We start from the raw sequence: 17,202 nt of genomic DNA, 5'->3' as shown, positions 1-17,202 counted from the left end.
GCCTACGAAAGATTGCTATTCGCGTCCCACTCAGGTTTTTTCGATCTCAACGTGCCTCTTAAAGCGTTGTCTTAAGAAAACCTGTAGGGGCGGCTAACAACCTGCCTACGGAAGATTGCTATTCGCGTCCCACTCAGGTTTTTTCGATCTCAACGTGCCTCTTAAAGCGTTGTCTTAAGAAAATCTGTAGGGACGGCTAACAATCCGCCTAGGGAAGATTGCTATTCGCGTCCCACTCAGGTTTTTTCGATCTCAACGTGCCTCTTAGAGCGTTGTCTTAAGAAAACCTGTAGGGGCGGCTAACAACCTGCCTACGGAAGATTGCTATCCGCATCCCACTCAGGTTTTTTCGATCTCAACACGCCTTTTAGGGCGTTGTCTCAAGAAAACCTGTAGGGGCAGCTAACAACCTGCCTAGGGAAGATTGCTATTCGCGCCCACTCAGGTTCTTTCAATCTCAACGTGCCTTTTAGGGCGTTGTTTTAAGAAAACCTGTAGGGGCGGCTAACAACCTGCCTACGGAAGGTTGCTATTCGCATCCCGCTCAGGTTTTTTCGATCTCAATGCGCCTTTTAGGGCGTTGTTTTAAGAAAACCTGTAGGGGCGGCTAACAATCCGCCTAGGGAAGATTGCTATTCGCGCCCACTCAGGTTCTTTCAATCTCAACGTGCCTTTTAGGGCGCTGCTTTAAGAAAATAGAAAGGATAGCTGCGGGCTGTCCCTAAAAGTTTCTAATCTCACCGCTCTTTGCCCGGGCGTTTTTTCAGTTCTCCATCGCGTTCTTTAATTGCGCTTTCATGCTCTGTGCAGAATGTCCATATCGATGTGATCCATCGGAACCAATATGGATTCCCACCACTTCCCCCTTATCATTCAGAAGTGGTGCGCCGCTGGCTCCCTGTGTTCCAAATTCATCACTGAGCACATATTCCAATTCCTCCCCGTCGTCGGAGATGACCACACAGGGGTATAGGCAATCGTCGTAATAATACAATGTATCATCTGGATTGATGTATGCTGCCAAATAGATTACATCGCCGCTCTGGCAAGGTTCTTCCGCCAAAGAAAAGCTCTTTACATTATCCCCCTTTTCCACATAAAAGGCTGCCAGATCCTTTCCCGCCTTTCCAGTTTCTGAGATGGACGCCGCATCCGGAAGCGGTAATACGCCTGAAACTGTACCATATATCGTTTCGACATTGCTGTCGAAGATGTCATACAGGTCCCCACCTTGTACGTAGCTGCTCAAATTCTTCTCGTCAACCTCTACCTCGTCGGAAGAAAAGTAGTGGCAGGCCGTCAGAAGAAGCGGTTGGTCGCTTTCTTCAATCTGCGCTACAAAGGCTGTACCCGCCATATATTCCCCCTCTGTCGTCCGCCAATTTACATTGAAGACCGATCCAGGTTCCAACGTCCCAAATGAAGGTAATGGTAAATAATCCGTATCTGGGACCGGCATCCCATCGTTATCTTCAAGCATATGTCCGCCTGACAATTCCGTCATTGTCTCAGTCAGTCCTGCCGGTTCTTCCTTTCTCTGTCCCTGCGACGGCATACAAGCGGTCAAACTTCCCAGGCCCACGCACATAGCCAAAAAGAATGCGATCTTTTTCATTGCTCTCCCCATCCTCCTCTATTTTTCCGCAAAGATACGATTCGCATAGCATGTAAGTATAAAAAAGGAAGCCCCCACATAGGCCGGGAGCTTCCTTAACAACAATTTTATAGGACCAAAGATGGCGCTGCATATGTGCGCGCTGCCAACTCCTGGTCGAGCAAATACAGAGACTTCGGGTCCCCTCCAAACAATTCCATCTTCTTTAAGAGGTCCTCTGCATTCTTCTCTTCCTCGCCCTGTTCTTTGACAAACCAGTCCAAGAACTGCATGGTGCGGAAATCCTTGACCGAATATGCCGCATCATAAATGGTGTGAATCAAATCCGTGACATAGCGCTCGTGCTGTAATCCCTTTTCGAGAACCGCCATATCACTCTGGAAGTCCTGTTCCGGACGGTCCACAGCCTCCAGCACAACCGTCTCGCTATTATTCTCCAAATACTGCAAAAACAGCATTGCATGATCGCGCTCTTCCTGTGCCTGAATGCGGTACCAATTGGAAAAGCCGCTCAGATTTCTCTCCGAAAAGTAGTTGGAGAAAGCCAGATACAGATAGGCAGAGTAAAATTCTTTGTTGATTTGTTGGTTTAAAAGATCCTTAATTTTTACATCTAACATAAACCAATCACCTCCATCGTTATTATAGTACAAAGTATCATGCATCGCAAGCAGTAAACCTGTTTAAATCGTTAGACAAACACAGGGGTTTTCCAACATATCTCCTAATGTTAAGATACACATCGGGTCAATCCGCTTTAAAGCAAATCTAGCTGTACATCGCCTGTCACCATTTTTCTCGTTCAGAATAGTATAGAGAAAAAGCCTAAAGGCGGTGATTGCTTGGGCAATCCATTCTTTTCTACTGTGGAAATACTGGTTCTTGTCACAGCTCTTTCTGTGGACGCTTTTGTCGCCAGTTTTGCTTACGGAACCAACCGAATCAAAATTCCCCTACGTTCCGTGGCAGTCATCAGCATTATTTGTAGCGCAATCTTCGCAGTCTCTCTCTTTCTAGGCTCACTAATCCGGCCATTTATGCCAACGCATTTTGCCGGCCTACTCTGCTTTGCTATCCTGTTTGTGCTCGGCATTGTCAAGCTGTGCGACAGCGCCATCAAATCGTTTATCCGGCGCTCACAGGGGGGCCATAAGAAAATCTCTTTTTCCGCTATGCATTTGCGTTTCATACTGGATGTATATGCCAATCCGGAAAATGCGGACAGCGACTGCTCCAAAAGTTTGTCCCCAAAAGAAGCAGCGCCCCTGGCAATTGCTCTGTCTCTCGACGGGCTGGCGGTAGGATTTGGTGCGGCTCTTTCCGATGTTAATCCTATTCAAGCCATTCTGTTTTCCTTGATTATCAATGTCGCCGCCGTCTGTCTAGGGTGTCTGGTGGGGAACAAAGTTGCTGAGAAGGTTCCCTTGGATCTGTCCTGGGTCAGTGGGCTTTTGTTAATGGTGTTGGCCTTCTTAAAGCTTACATAGGATGCCTGCCATCGTCCTCCTCCGATGAGACAACTCTTCGCTTTCTGCAATGTACAGCACATTCTCAGGAAAGTTCCCTTCTCGGTGGTAGTTTCTTGCCAAAAAGGGACAACACGGTTCAATGAACCGTGTTGTCCCTTTTTGGCACCCCCAGTAGGAATCGAACCTACAATTAGCCCTTAGGAGGGGCTCGTTATATCCATTTAACTATGGAGGCATATAAAATATTCTGTTTTCAAGCCCAATTGGGTTTGGCCCCTTCGATTTTAAAAAGGGTTCATTCTATCCATCTAATTTTATAGAGGCAAATACACCTATTTTTATATTATAGGTGGTCTGCCAAAGCTTGTCAATATTTCCACAGGTTTACTCTTAGGAAAATCCCCTCGTTTCCCTATGAAAAAGTGGAGACGCCATCCCTCGAACAGCATCCCCACTTCTTCATCTATCCCCTATCATCAAAACCTATATTGAAATCGAAGCGTTGTACAGCTTTAGTTTATTACTTCCGTTTTCCTGCATTCGATAGGCGTTGCTCGGGGTCACCCAGGTCGAAGGCGTATCACATCCACGGCAGAAAATCCACCCTCCAGCATACTGAATGTCCCAAAAGGACGGGGCCGGGGAAGGCAACACCTTGCCATTCTTTCCATTCGCATCCGTCATATAAAGCGTCTGTTCCTTATCAAAAAACAGTTTTCCATACGCTGCGCCTTCCAAATCTAAAAACACATACTCGTTATTTTCAACGATATAATGCTGCATCAACCGAGTGCTCTCTCCAGTCGACAGATTTTTCACATAAAAATCCCCATATTCTCCGGTATAATATGTGGTATCATCGCTTGTTGTTTCCGCATGATAGTTCAAGACCTCCTGGTAATACAACTTACCGTCCATAATGTAGAAATCATCGTCTACATTTCCAGGGACTGCTTGGCTTTTTCCGCTCCCGTCGGGCTTCATCCGATATAAGACCGCATCACTTTCGCCAAACCTTCCGCCCATAAAATAGAGCCAGCCGTCTGCATAGGACAAGGAGGTATACATAAATCTACCTGGATTAGTACAGGTCTTTGTTAAACCCGTACCGTTCAGCGCACAGCGGTAGAAATCATAGACCGAATCCCGGCCGCAGGCAATCACGATCTGATCCTTATCCAACCAGAATTGGCCGATTACGCCGGGAAGCTTTACCAAACAGGTGGTCTGCTTACCAGATATATCACAGCGATAAATTCCCTGATCGCTCCGGGCATAATAGAGCCAGCCGTCTCGATAACTGAGGTTCCAAATACCCGTACCGTCCGCGGCCCGGATGCAAGTGTCCCCAGAGCCGTTCGGCGCCATACGCCAGATATCTCCATTGCGTACATAAAATACATATCCACCGCCGGCCACACAGGTTCCGCCATTTGCCAAATTTCCCAGAGCCGTTCCTTCTGTTAAAACGGCTGTATCCGCAAAGGTTTCGGTAGATTTTTCAACGGACAAAAGATTCGAGTCACTTTGTGTAGCACATTCCGCCCATGCGCAAGTGACAGGCATCGATGCGACACAAAATGCACACAATAGGGAGACGAAAAGCCGTCCATGCCTCTTCATAATCATTTCCTCCTTCAAAATTGATCGGGCTCTTATTGTTATTGTAGCACAGGGTGTTACACATATGTTCCCAAATTTTATGGGACTTTTTCCCGGACCAACCCTGCGCAGACACAGCAAAAATCTTTCATTGTTTTGAAGGAGCCCTATATCATCTTTCTATAAGACATCTTACATTCCTTATATCTTCGCCTCCGCCGATGGATATTTCGCTCACTGGTTACTTTGTCGTACCCTTTTTCAAGCTCTCAATTTTTTTGATTTTGGGCTTGACTTTTTATTTGCAGGCTCCCTGTTATGATCGCTCCGTTCGTCTCCAACATTTCTCAGCTTGTAAGCCCCCTATAACGATCGCCTTTGGGACATTCCCTCTCAATATATTGCTACAGGAAACAGGTAAGCACCGACAGCTGGCGGTTTTTGTATGGTAAGAAAAAAGTCCCCAGCTGTACGCTGAGGACTTTCGATCACTTTCCTTCCTCCCTGGAAAAGCGGTTTTGCATCGCCTGTTGATCCATTGAGTAAGAAAGCGCTTCTCCTGGCATATACATCGGTGGCCCATCCTATCCTTATTCGGATTTTTCCGTATATTCCTTTGGAATTCCCCGGTAATTCGTCAAGCCCAATAGATAATCGGTCGTCGTCTGGTGGTACTTTGCCAAGCTGATGAGAACCTTTGTGGGAATATCCCTCTGTCCCAACTCATAATTGCTGTAAACCTGCTGGGAACAATAAAGAATTTGCGCCATTTCCGCCTGTGTCAGGTCCCTGTCTTCCCGTAAATCTCTGATACGTTGATACATGTGATCACCTAACATCAGAATAACGCAGTCCTGTTTTTTTATTCATTCTTACCGCAAATTGCAGTATTGACGAATACCGCGTTATGCAGTAAAATGGAGAAAACCATCGAAAAAAGGAAGTGTTTTCATGTGGCTCCTCATATGGCAGGCCATTTATTTCCTTGCGATCCCCTGTATCTTATGTTACCAAGCGCTTGAGTAAAGTTTGTCCCACCTAGGAGCAATTGCCCGCAGGCTTAACGTTTACAAATGCTGTTTTCAGCGCAAACCAGACAAAAGAGGGTGTCCCAAAACTACGAATTTTTCGATTCATAGGAAAGGGGCGCCCTCTTTCTGTCTGGAAAAATATCTGGGTTTAAAAAACGAGGGTATCCTTCAGTCATTTCATGACTTTTGGGATACCCTCGTTCTGAAACCGTGTGCTATCCTGTTAACTCGTTTTATTACGCTCTTTTCTCTTTAACAGCAGCCTGCGCCGCAGCCAAACGCGCGATCGGCACGCGGAACGGAGAGCAGGAGACATAGTCCAAACCAACCTTGTGGCAGAACTCGACGGAAGTCGGGTCGCCGCCGTGCTCGCCGCAGATGCCCAGATGGAGGGCTGCATTTGCTTCGCGGCCAGCCTTTGCGCTCATCTCTACAAGACGGCCAACGCCATCCACATCGATGTGCACAAACGGATCGGACTCATAAATCTTATTGTCATAGTAAGCATCCAGGAACTTGCCTGCGTCGTCACGGCTGAAGCCGAACGTCATCTGGGTCAAGTCGTTGGTGCCATAGCAGAAGAAGTCTGCGTCTGCCGCAATCTTGTCTGCGGTCAGGGCAGCGCGCGGAATCTCGATCATGGTGCCGACTTCGTACTTCAGCTCAACGCCGGAGTCTGCAATGATCTTGTCCGCCGTAGCGACAACGATCTTCTTCACGAAGTCGAACTCCTTGACCTCGCCTACCAGCGGGATCATGATCTGCGGGATCACCTTGACGCCCTTTTTCTGGACGTTGATCGCTGCATTGATCACAGCGGTGGTCTGCATTTCGGCGATCTCCGGATAGGTGACCGTCAGACGGCAGCCGCGGTGGCCCATCATCGGGTTGAACTCATGCAAGCTCTCAATGACCTCATGAACCTTCTCGACGGACACATTCAGCTCCTTGGCGATCTCTGCGATGTCCTCTTCCTTGGTCGGGAGGAACTCGTGGAGCGGCGGGTCCAGGAAGCGGATGGTGACCGGATAGCCGTTCATCTCTTCAAACAGAGCCTCAAAGTCGCCCTGCTGATACGGCATGATCTTCGCCAGAGCCTTCTTGCGGTCGTCGGTGTTGTCCGCAATAATCATCTCACGCATTGCCTTAATGCGCTCGCCCTCAAAGAACATGTGCTCTGTACGGCAGAGGCCGATGCCCTCTGCGCCAAATTCGCGAGCCTGATGCGCATCGCGCGGGGTATCCGCATTGGTGCAAACCTTCAGCTTGCGGTACTTGTCCGCCCAGCCCATGAATACGCCGAAGTCGCCAGCGATGGAAGCCGGAGCGGTCGGGATGGCTTCGCCGTAAATGTTGCCGGTGGAGCCGTCAATGGAAATGTAATCGCCCTCGTTATAGGTCTTGCCAGCGAGAGTGAAGCTCTTTGCATCATAATCGACGTTGATTTCGCCGCAGCCGGATACACAGCAAGTGCCCATGCCGCGCGCAACAACTGCTGCGTGGGAAGTCATGCCGCCGCGAACTGTGAGGATACCCTCAGCAACCTGCATGCCTTCGATGTCTTCCGGAGAGGTCTCACGGCGAACCAGGACGATCTTCTCGCCTCTCTTGGCCCACTCTTTTGCGTCCTCAGCGGTGAAGACCACCTTGCCGCAAGCAGCGCCGGGGGAAGCAGCCAGGCCCTTGCCGACGACCGTAGCCTTCTTCAGAGCCTCTGCGTTAAACTGCGGATGCAGCAGTGCGTCGAGCTGCTGCGGCTCTACGCGCAGAACAGCCTCTTCCTCGTCGATCATGCCCTCGTTCACGAGGTCAACGGCGATCTTCAGAGCTGCGTTTGCGGTACGCTTGCCGTTACGGGTCTGCAACATATAGAGCTTGCCATTCTCGATGGTGAACTCCATATCCTGCATATCTCTGTAATGCTTCTCAAGACGGTTTGCAATATCCGCAAACTGCTTGTACACTTCAGGCATATCCTGCTCCAACTGGCTGATCGGGGACGGCGTACGGACACCGGCCACAACGTCTTCGCCCTGCGCATTGATGAGATACTCACCGAACAGCTTGCGCTCGCCGGTCGCCGGATTGCGGGTGAACGCAACGCCTGTGCCGGAGTTATTGCCGGAGTTGCCGAACACCATGGCCTGTACGTTGACAGCGGTACCCCAGTCGTACGGAATCTCGTTCATGCGGCGATATACGTTTGCACGCGGGTTGTCCCAGGAACGGAAAACAGCTTTCACAGCTTCCATGAGCTGAACCTTCGGGTCGCTCGGGAAATCCTCGCCCTTATTCTCTTTATAGAAGGCCTTGAAGCGCTTGACGAGGTCCTTCATGTCCTCGGTATCCAGCTCGGTGTCCTGTGTGACGCCCTTCTCTTCCTTCTTCTGATCGATAATCTTTTCAAATTCCGGCTTCGGCAGTTCCATGACAACATCGCTGAACATCTGGATGAAACGGCGATAGGAGTCGTATGCGAAACGCGGATTGTTGGTGAACTTCGCCAGTCCCTCAACCACAACATCATTCAGGCCGAGGTTCAGAATGGTGTCCATCATGCCAGGCATGGAAGCACGGGCGCCGGAACGGACGGAAACCAGCAGCGGGTTCTCCGGGTCCGCAAATTTCTTGCCGCAAACTTCTTCCATTTTGCCGAGATACTCGTAGATCTGGGCCTGGATTTCATCGTTGATCTTTCTGCCATCCTTATAATACTGGGTGCACGCCTCCGTGCTGATGGTGAAACCCTGCGGAACAGGCATCCCTGCTTTGGTCATCTCAGCAAGGTTTGCACCCTTGCCGCCGAGCAGTTCACGCATGTCCTTATTTCCTTCAGAGAAAAGGTAGACATACTTATGGCTCATGAACATATACCTCCTAAATAAAATAAATAACGAGCACAGGTCACACACTCTCTCATAATTGCTCTCCCCGTATTATATCAAAAAAGGCGCGGGATTACCAGTTCTTTTTCAATAAAACCCACCGAGAATTGTAAATTTTCCGGCGCAAAACCGAGGAAGTTCCACAAAACCGGTGGGAAACGCGAATTAGTGCTTGAAAAATTTCGTACATATGAGATAATAATAACAAGAGCCGGGTGTGCCTAAGCAAACCAGGCGTTTTCGTGCATAAGGCCGACACAGGGAAGGCGGCCTTGCACAATTGAAACTTTCAAAAGTTTATGCGGAGGATTTTGCCTATGCCAGAGCAGACTTGTGCCGTTATCCTTGCCGGTGGCGAGGGAAAACGCATGAAATCAAATCATCCGAAAGTGCTGGCTTCCGTGCTGTTCAAACCCATGTTGCAGTGGGTGATGGACGCCGCGGAGGGCGCAGGGGTGAGGGAACTGTGCGTGGTGACGGGACATAAGCACGAGCAAGTGGAAGCTTACCTGCAAGCGGCGGAAAAAGCCGGCGGAGCACGGCTGCACCATGTATTGCAGGCCGAACAGCACGGAACGGGGCATGCGGTTATGATGGCGGAACCGTTTTTGCGTGCGCACAGCGGCGGAAACACGCTTATCCTCAATGGAGACGCGCCGTTCGTCAGCGCAGAGGTGTTGGAAGCAGCCCTTGGCGCCCATGTGTGCAACGGAAATGCCGTCACCGTCATCACGGCAGAGCTGGACGATCCATCCGGTTATGGACGGATCGTGCGCGATCCGTCGACCGGTTTGGTCCGCGCCATCGTGGAGCAGAAGGACGCCGATGAAGCTACCCTTGCCGTCCGGGAGATCAATTCCGGGGCCTATTGGTTCCGCACGGACGATCTGCTCTCCATCTTAGGCAGTATCCGCAACGACAATGCACAGGGCGAGTATTACCTCACCGATGCAGTACGCCTCTTGATCGAACAGAACAAAAACGCGGGAGCCTACATCGCATCCGATCCGGCTGCGGTGATGGGCGCAAACGACTGCGTGCAGCTGAACGCCCTGAACGAAATCGCCAGGGCGCGGATTTTGCACGCCCAGATGCTGGCGGGCGTGGAGATTCCCTGCACCGACGGGGTTCTGATCGGGCCGGACGTCTCCATTGGACGTTCCACCCGCATCCTGCCAAACACCATCCTGCGTGGTAACACGGCGGTCGGGGCGGATTGCACCATCGGTCCAAGCGTTGTCCTCACAGACTGCACGGTGGGCGATGGCGCGTCGCTGTGTTTCGCCTCCTGCGAACGCACCAACATTTCAGCCAGCCAGGCCGTTGTGCCTTTTACGGTGATTGGAAATTCCTGAAGCCGGGGACTTCCAAGAGGGAAGAGTCATACAAATATAGGGGGAAGCAAAAATGAATTTTCATGGCAAGGACATCAAGATTTTTGCCGCAAGCGCCAACCAGCGCATGGCAAAGCAGATTTCGGAGTGCCTGGGATTGTCCATGGGCAAGAGCGAGGTCGGCACGTTCAGCGACGGAGAAATCTCGGTTTCTCTGTTTGAATCCGTGCGCGGTTCTGATTGCTTTATCGTACAATCCACCTGTGAACCCGTCAACAACAACCTCATGGAGCTACTGATTATGATCGATGCCATGAAGCGTGCGTCCGCCGCCCGCATCACGGCTGTTATGCCCTACTTCGGTTATGCCCGGCAGGACCGCAAGGCAAAAGCCCGCGATCCGATCTCTGCAAAGCTTGTTGCAGACTTGCTCACAACCGCCGGGGCGGACCGCCTTCTGACCATGGACCTGCATGCAGCCCAGATTCAGGGCTTCTTCAATATCCCGGTCGACCATCTGTTGGGCGCGCCGCTGCTATCCTCCTTCATGAAGGAGCGTGTGGGTGAGAACAGCGATGAATATGTTGTCGTTTCCCCCGACCTGGGTTCCGTCACGCGTGCACGCAATTTTGCCGCGCGCATCGGATGTAGCCTGGCAATTGTAGACAAGCGCCGCCAAAAGGCCAACGTCTGCGAAGTGATGAATATCATCGGCAGTGTGGAAGGGAAAAAGGTTATCCTGGTAGACGATATGATCGATACCGCCGGTACCCTTTGCAACGCCGCCGCCGCCATCATGGAAAAGGGCGCGAAGGATGTCACTGCCTGTGCGACACATGCAGTCCTTTCCGGACCGGCGATCGAGCGCATCCGCAACAGCGCGATCAAAGAATTGGTGCTTTTGGACACCATTCCACTGCCGGAGGAAAAGACGCTTCCGAACTTTACCGTTTTGCCGGTGGCCCCCCTCTTTGCGGAAGCCATCGAGCGCATCTATGAGGACAAGCCGGTCAGCCCGATGTTCGTATAATGGGGCGTAGGCAGACGGTTTTCCTTTGTTTCGTATACAACCGGGCGGGGTAGCACAGCTATCCCGCCTGCTTCTTCTGTCCGGGAAAATCGACGGTTTTCCGCAAACTTCACCGGGTTCCATACTGAACACGCGCCGGCCCAGAGGATGGACTACGCTGTATGGGACCCGCCGTCCATTTCCGTATGGCAAGCGCTTCATCAGGACGGGCATCGTCTCCAGGAATGCCGCATCCATTTGCTGGCATCAAACATCCGGCGCTAAAAGGAATTGCGCCGTCGGCAATAGAAAGGGAGTTTTTATGTTTCAAAAGTTATTCAGGCGGCCCGCGCCTCTGACTGGTCCGGTGGAATATCTCATCGTCGGGCTAGGAAATCCGGGCAGCAAGTACGAGGGCACCCGGCATAACACGGGCTTTATGGCCATTGACCGAATTGCAGAGAAGGCGGGTGTGGAGATCGATCGTCTGAAATTCAAAGGGCTCTGCGCACGCGCACAGGTTGGTGGCAAAAGCGTCCTGTTGCTCAAGCCTTCCACCTTCATGAATCTCTCCGGGCAAAGCGTCCAAGAGGCAATGAACTTCTATAAGCTCCCGGCAGAAAAAGTGTTCATCCTGTTCGACGATATTTCGCTGCCAGTCGGACGCATGCGTATTCGCATGAAGGGAAGCGACGGCGGGCATAACGGCATGAAAAATATCATATATTTGAGCGGAAAAGATACCTTTCCCCGGATAAAACTCGGGATTGGAGCAAAGCCAAATCCAAGCTGGGATTTGGCCGACTGGGTGTTGAGCCATTTTACAGAGCAGGAGATGAAGCAGCTTTCCGAAGTGTTCGACCATGCAGCTGAAGCAGTGGAATGGATGGTCAATGGGAAAAACGCAGAGGCAATGAACCGTTTTAATTGATTTTTGCCGCTTTTCACGGGCTTTTGTTCCGACTATGGGCAAGGTGGTGGGTTCCGGCAGGTATCGATCGGGCAAAGTGGAACGTCTTATAGAGAGGATAGGAGACAATGAATGGAAAGGCCCTCCTCCCAAGCAATTCGTTTGCGCGCCGATTCGTTCCACCGGTTTCGATGGCCATCGCTGCAAATTTTTTGGATTGGATGTATCCTCTTTATTTTTGTCAAACAGCTGAACCGATTCGTTCTCTTTCTTTCCCTGTGGCGGCCGCCCATCCCCTCGGTACGGAAAGCCGCCGGGGATAAATGGAGATCCTCTGCATCCGCTTTTGCCGCTAGGACGAGCGGGCAACCGATTTTTCGTTCTGTTTTGTTCCTGAAATTCGATTTTCACTCCTTCTTAATCGCATGCTCGTTCGATAAACATATTATGTTAGACTGTTTAGTACCTTTTTCATTCATACAAATAGTATTATTTATATGATATTATACAGATTTCTTTGAGCTTGCTGTCTCTTCCAGCGATTTTTCCCTTTTTGAGCCCTTTCAATCCCATCCTCTTTGGATGCCAATGGGCATAGGGCTTTATCAATCTCGTCCGTATTTTTTAAGGTAGAGCATAAGCGTGAGGAAGCGAGATATACCGATATGCGTTTCCATTAATATTCCGTTAAATAGTAATTTTTTGCCTTTACTATACAATTTGTATAACCTAAAACAGCAAAGGTTCTGCTTGTATAGACATCTATAGGGAGTCAATATGAAATTTCTTCTCAACGCCCTCAACCACTTAAAAGAATTTCAAACGCTGGATGAAGCTGTCCAGGGCAGGCAGCTTCCTGCTGCCGTTAACGGGCTGTCCGGTGTACACAAAGCTGCCTTTATCTACACACTCTGTACCAATCACCACCGCAGGGCGTTCATTCTTGCAGGCGATGAGAGTGAAGGGCAGCGTCTTTGTGACGATCTCTCCGCCATGGGAATGCACCCACTTGTATTCCCCATGCGCGATTTTACCTTCCGCGACGCGGAGGGGGCCTCCCATGAATACGAACATCAGCGCATTCAGACTTTAGCGCGCATTCTCAATGGTGAATGCGATGCTGTGATCACCTGTCTGGATGCCGCGTTGCAGTATGCGATCCCTCCAGAAGAGCTGCACAAGCGCACGGTCACCATCTCAGCCGGGCAGAGCATCCCCATGGAACAGGTGGTTTCCGCGCTCCTCGCCTGTGGATATGAGCGCGCCGCTCAAATCGATGGAACCGGGCAATTTTCTCAGCGCGGCGGTATCCTGGACATCTTCACTCCGGATGCTTCCAATCCTGTACGCCTGGAATATTGGGGCGACGAGATCGACACGCTCTCTCTTTTCGATCTGGAGACACAGCGCCGCACCGAGTCAATCGACAAGTTGACCATTGCTCCTGCAGTGGAAGCGTTGATTGACGATCCACAGATTCTTTCCAAAAAGATTCAGAAACTTGCTTCTACTTTGCGTGGGAAAGCGGCTCCTAAGGCCAAAGAAATCCTCTTCGCACAGGCGGAAAAATTGGAGCAAGGCGTACACCTCGGCTGTGCAGATAAATTCTTTCCTCTACTCTATACACAAACCGCCACTCTGTTTGACTATCGGACCGAAGATATGCTCCTGTTCGTAAGCGAAGGGGCAAAAGTCAAGGATCGCGCCCGCAGTACGGCCTTCCAGTGGGGGGAAGATCTCAAGGACTATTTGGAAGAAGGCGTCCTTTGCCGTGGACTCGATACCTACAGCGCCGATTGGACATATGCTCTGGGGCAATTTTCACATGATACCGTCTATCTGGATACCTTTGCCCGTGGCAGTTACGATACCCCTATCCGCACACTCATCGGTGTGACAGCGAGACAGCTCTCTGTGTGGGGCGGAAGCACGCAGCTTTTAGAGGAAGATCTCCGAAACATGCTGCACAACAAGTGGTCCTGCGTGGTGTTGGCTGGCAACGAGCGCAGTGCACGCACTGTAACCGCGGATTTACAGGCAGCCGGGTTGCCCGTCGCCTACTTAGACAATCCACAGACCATCCAACGTGGAACCGTTGTGGTGACCTCCGGTGCTCTGTCGGCAGGTATGGAATTCCCAGGTGCATTTTTTGGCCTTATCACCCATGGACGTCTGTTGACCGCCAAACAACGAAAGCCCAAGCGAGCGAAAAACAGCCAGGAAATTTACAGCATTGCAGAGTTGCAGCCGGGCGATTACGTGGTCCATGCGTCACATGGAATCGGCGTCTTTGAAGGAATCCACAAGATCGATATGCATGGCGTCGTCAAGGATTACATCAAGCTGAAATATGCCAAAGGGGACACGCTCTATGTCCCAGTCACACAGCTGGATATGGTTTCCAAGTACATTGGTCCGCGCGAGGACGCCAGCGTCAAATTGAACCGGTTGGGTGGAACCGAGTGGCAAAAGACCAAGGCCCGTGTGCGTACGGCGGTTAAGGATATGGCAAAGGAGCTCATTAAGCTCTATGCCGACCGTATGCAGGCCAAAGGGCATGCCTTCTCCCAGGACAACGAATGGCAGCGTGACTTTGAATCCCATTTTGAATTCGACGAGACAGAAGACCAGCTCCGCTGCATCGAAGAAATCAAAAACGACATGGAGCGGGAAGCGCCCATGGACAGGCTGCTCTGTGGCGATGTGGGCTTTGGAAAGACGGAAGTTGCCCTGCGCGCCGCGTTCAAATGTGTGTGTGATTCCAAGCAGTGCGCACTCTTGGTGCCCACAACCATTTTAGCGTGGCAACACTTCCAAACCGTCACGCGCCGGATGGAGGGGTTCCCGGTCCGCATAGAATTGCTTTCACGCTTCCGAACTCCCAAGCAGCAGGAGGAAATCATCCGCAGGCTCAAGCGCGGAGAGGTCGATATGATCGTCGGCACCCACCGGCTGGTCAGCAAGGACGTCAAATTCAAAGACCTCGGCTTGGTCATCATCGACGAAGAGCAACGTTTCGGTGTCGCACAGAAGGAAAAATTGAAATCTCTCTGCAACAATGTAGATGTGTTGACCCTTTCCGCAACCCCCATTCCCCGTACCCTCAATATGGCACTGTCGGGTATCCGCGACATGAGCGTCATTGAAGAAGCGCCGCATGACCGCCATCCCGTGCAGACATATGTTTTGGAACACGACAATGCGGTCATCAATGAGGCCATCCGCCGCGAACTGCGGCGTGGGGGGCAAGTCTATTATCTCCATAACGACGTAGCCTCCATCGAACGCACCGCTGCGCGAATCCAGGCGCAGATTCCGGAGGCCCGCGTGGGATTTGGCCATGGAAAAATGGCGGAAAACGAGCTGTCCGAGGTATGGCGGAAGCTTCTGGAACACGAAATTGACGTGTTGGTGTGTACCACGATCATCGAAACCGGCGTGGATGTCCCAAACGCCAATACGCTTATCATAGAGAATGCAGATCGTATGGGCCTTTCCCAGTTGCATCAGATTCGTGGGCGCGTAGGGCGTTCCTCGCGGCGTGCATATGCGTACCTGACGTTTACCCCCAATAAAGTGCTTTCGGAGATCTCCCAAAAGCGGCTGTCCGCAATCCGGGAGTTTACGGAGTTTGGTTCCGGTTTTAAAATCGCCATGCGCGATTTGGAGATCCGCGGGGCGGGCAACATTCTGGGCGGTGAACAGCACGGCCATATGGAAACCGTCGGTTACGACATGTACCTGCGTCTGCTAAGTGAAGCAATTAGCCGCGAAAAAGGCGAGGACGTGCAGGAATACGGACAGGAATGTTTGGTGGATATGCAGATCCAAGCGCACATTCCGGACCGGTACATCGAAAATCTCAGCCAGCGGCTGGAAATTTACCGCCGCATTGCGGATATCCGCACCCGCGACGATGCGCTGGATGTGACCGACGAGCTGATCGACCGTTTTGGCGAACCGCCGGAGAGCGTCAACGGCCTGATCGAAGTGGCGCTGCTGCGCAACCTGGCTTCCGGCCTGGGCATCAGCGAGGTCAAGCAGCGCGACGACTGCCTGCTGCTGTATAAGCCGGGGTTCAGTCTGAAGAACTCCGCGGACATGGCGCAGATGGCGGCATTGACCTCCACGCTCAAGAAGCGTGTGACACTCAATGCAAGCGGAAAGCCGTACATCAGCGTGAAGATTGTTTCCCCCATGACTCCTCTGGATGTGCTAGGCGAAACCTTGAATTTGATGGAGGACGCACGGAAAAGTGTGAAGAAATAAATCGTATGAAAGCATCTCCCCCGACGCATGGCGTATTATCTCGTGCGTCGGGTTTTTATTCGTCAAAACGCAAATAATATTTACTAATTTTTATATAGAAAAATATTAACAATTTTATCTATATATAATTGGTATATAATTATATATAAAATATTTGCATTTTATATTGACTTATTATCTAGTAGATGTATTATTTATATAGATAGTTTTCTAAATAGGAAATGTGTGATTAGTCCAATGGAATTATATTCAAAATACAAGGATAATCCATCTACATTTAGAATCAAGAAGAATAAAAATAGAAAAGTTTATTTCTTTGATTTTATCTTTAGTAATGATTTGTTGTGTTATTTCTGTTCCGGCTTCGGCAGTCAGTACAAAAGCTCCTTTAACGAATCATGACAGTGACACAATTGTCTCAGAAAGTGCAGGGCCATGGTTTGGGGATGTTTCAGAAGACTTTTCGATCTATGTCCCTTCTGGAGAAGAAAAACAATTTCAGGCTAGAGTAAGTGCAGCATTAATGGCTGCAATTAGTCCTTTTATTCCTTACCCCGCGATTCAGTCCGTCTGTAATATAGGGGCTGTTGTTCTTGCTTATGTAGAAGATGACCAAAGTTCCGCACATACTTATTATGTAACAATTCAAAAACGATATCGAGAAATTGAGGTTGGCGGTGAATTTTCCCACTATGAAACTATGGTCATAACCACCTTCTACAGCGACGCTGGTAGAACTGATTATTTAACGAGCGACACACAGATTTTTGAGGGTCAACTAATGATGAAGGTTAATGAAGAAATTTGAAAACATTGGTAATATTTTAAGATACTTAGCCTCTGCTCTTCTATTAATTTCAATTTGTTTCAACTTTTCCCGTACGGTTCGTCTTGTCCTTGGGTTTATTGCAACAGCAATAATATGCGCGGTTGGGATCTACCAATATCTTCGATTATGGCAAAACGATCGAACGACCATAAACAAATGGAAACTCTTATTATTTACGGGATTTTCTGTGATCTGTCTCTGTTTGGTAATTGGTTCCTATTTTTGGTTGACATGACAAGCCCTTGGCTT

11 protein-coding genes and 1 tRNA gene are annotated in these 17,202 nt (G+C 50.2%); 6 read left to right on the top strand and 6 right to left on the bottom strand.

Annotated features, from left to right (window positions below; translation table 11 throughout):
- Nucleotides 1–763: 763 nt before the first annotated feature.
- Both B9Y59_RS01370 and B9Y59_RS01365 read right to left on the bottom strand, forming a co-directional pair.
- Complete coding sequence (locus tag B9Y59_RS01370; RefSeq protein WP_085531339.1) at nucleotides 764–1,615, bottom strand: trypsin-like peptidase domain-containing protein; 852 nt, start codon at nucleotides 1,613–1,615, stop codon at nucleotides 764–766.
- A 107-nt stretch (nucleotides 1,616–1,722) separates the two neighbouring features.
- Nucleotides 1,723–2,235 (bottom strand): ferritin, encoded by a 513-nt coding sequence (locus B9Y59_RS01365; protein ID WP_085531337.1) that lies wholly within the window; start codon nucleotides 2,233–2,235, stop codon nucleotides 1,723–1,725.
- Between the two features lie 222 nt (nucleotides 2,236–2,457).
- Here B9Y59_RS01365 and ytaF point away from each other — a divergent pair, with 222 nt between their 5' ends.
- Nucleotides 2,458–3,102, top strand: a complete 645-nt coding sequence (ytaF, locus tag B9Y59_RS01360) for a sporulation membrane protein YtaF (RefSeq protein ID WP_054323803.1) — start codon at nucleotides 2,458–2,460, stop codon at nucleotides 3,100–3,102.
- A gap of 142 nt (nucleotides 3,103–3,244) precedes the next feature.
- On the opposite strand, the gene B9Y59_RS01355 is transcribed toward ytaF, so the two are convergent.
- The 4 genes from B9Y59_RS01355 to ppdK all read right to left on the bottom strand — a co-directional run bounded on the left by B9Y59_RS01355 (nucleotide 3,245) and on the right by ppdK (nucleotide 8,581).
- Nucleotides 3,245–3,319, bottom strand: a tRNA-Arg gene (locus B9Y59_RS01355).
- Between the two features lie 248 nt (nucleotides 3,320–3,567).
- Entirely contained in the window at nucleotides 3,568–4,707 is a 1,140-nt protein-coding gene (locus B9Y59_RS01350) for a DUF5050 domain-containing protein (RefSeq protein WP_054323804.1), read from the bottom strand.
- Between the two features lie 569 nt (nucleotides 4,708–5,276).
- Nucleotides 5,277–5,510, bottom strand: a complete 234-nt coding sequence (locus B9Y59_RS01345) for a helix-turn-helix domain-containing protein (RefSeq protein ID WP_054323805.1) — start codon at nucleotides 5,508–5,510, stop codon at nucleotides 5,277–5,279.
- 443 nt (nucleotides 5,511–5,953) lie between these two features.
- Nucleotides 5,954–8,581 (bottom strand): pyruvate, phosphate dikinase, encoded by a 2,628-nt coding sequence (gene ppdK / locus B9Y59_RS01340; protein WP_054323806.1) that lies wholly within the window; start codon nucleotides 8,579–8,581, stop codon nucleotides 5,954–5,956.
- 338 nt (nucleotides 8,582–8,919) lie between these two features.
- Between ppdK and B9Y59_RS01335 the strand changes: the two genes are divergently transcribed.
- The 5 genes from B9Y59_RS01335 (at nucleotide 8,920) to B9Y59_RS01310 (ending at nucleotide 16,932) form a co-directional block, all read left to right on the top strand.
- Nucleotides 8,920–9,957 (top strand): sugar phosphate nucleotidyltransferase, encoded by a 1,038-nt coding sequence (locus B9Y59_RS01335; protein ID WP_085531334.1) that lies wholly within the window; start codon nucleotides 8,920–8,922, stop codon nucleotides 9,955–9,957.
- Between the two features lie 52 nt (nucleotides 9,958–10,009).
- A complete protein-coding gene (locus B9Y59_RS01330; protein ID WP_054323807.1) occupies nucleotides 10,010–10,966 on the top strand; it encodes a ribose-phosphate pyrophosphokinase in 957 nt (318 codons plus the stop codon).
- A 301-nt stretch (nucleotides 10,967–11,267) separates the two neighbouring features.
- Nucleotides 11,268–11,876 carry an aminoacyl-tRNA hydrolase gene (pth, locus tag B9Y59_RS01325; protein WP_054323808.1) on the top strand — a complete coding sequence of 203 codons (609 nt, stop codon included), beginning with the start codon at nucleotides 11,268–11,270 and terminating at the stop codon, nucleotides 11,874–11,876.
- A gap of 756 nt (nucleotides 11,877–12,632) precedes the next feature.
- A complete protein-coding gene (mfd, locus tag B9Y59_RS01315) occupies nucleotides 12,633–16,124 on the top strand; it encodes a transcription-repair coupling factor (protein ID WP_085531330.1) in 3,492 nt (1,163 codons plus the stop codon).
- Nucleotides 16,125–16,440: 316 nt separating this feature from the next.
- Nucleotides 16,441–16,932 (top strand): hypothetical protein, encoded by a 492-nt coding sequence (locus tag B9Y59_RS01310; RefSeq protein ID WP_143255194.1) that lies wholly within the window; start codon nucleotides 16,441–16,443, stop codon nucleotides 16,930–16,932.
- Nucleotides 16,933–17,202: the final 270 nt, after the last annotated feature.

Origin of the sequence: Anaeromassilibacillus sp. Marseille-P3371, assembly GCF_900169665.1 — a bacterium.
In the GTDB taxonomy this organism is placed as follows: domain Bacteria; phylum Bacillota; class Clostridia; order Oscillospirales; family Acutalibacteraceae; genus Anaeromassilibacillus.
Note: the sequence above shows the minus strand (reverse complement) of the source record. Positions and strands in the feature narration are given on the sequence as shown.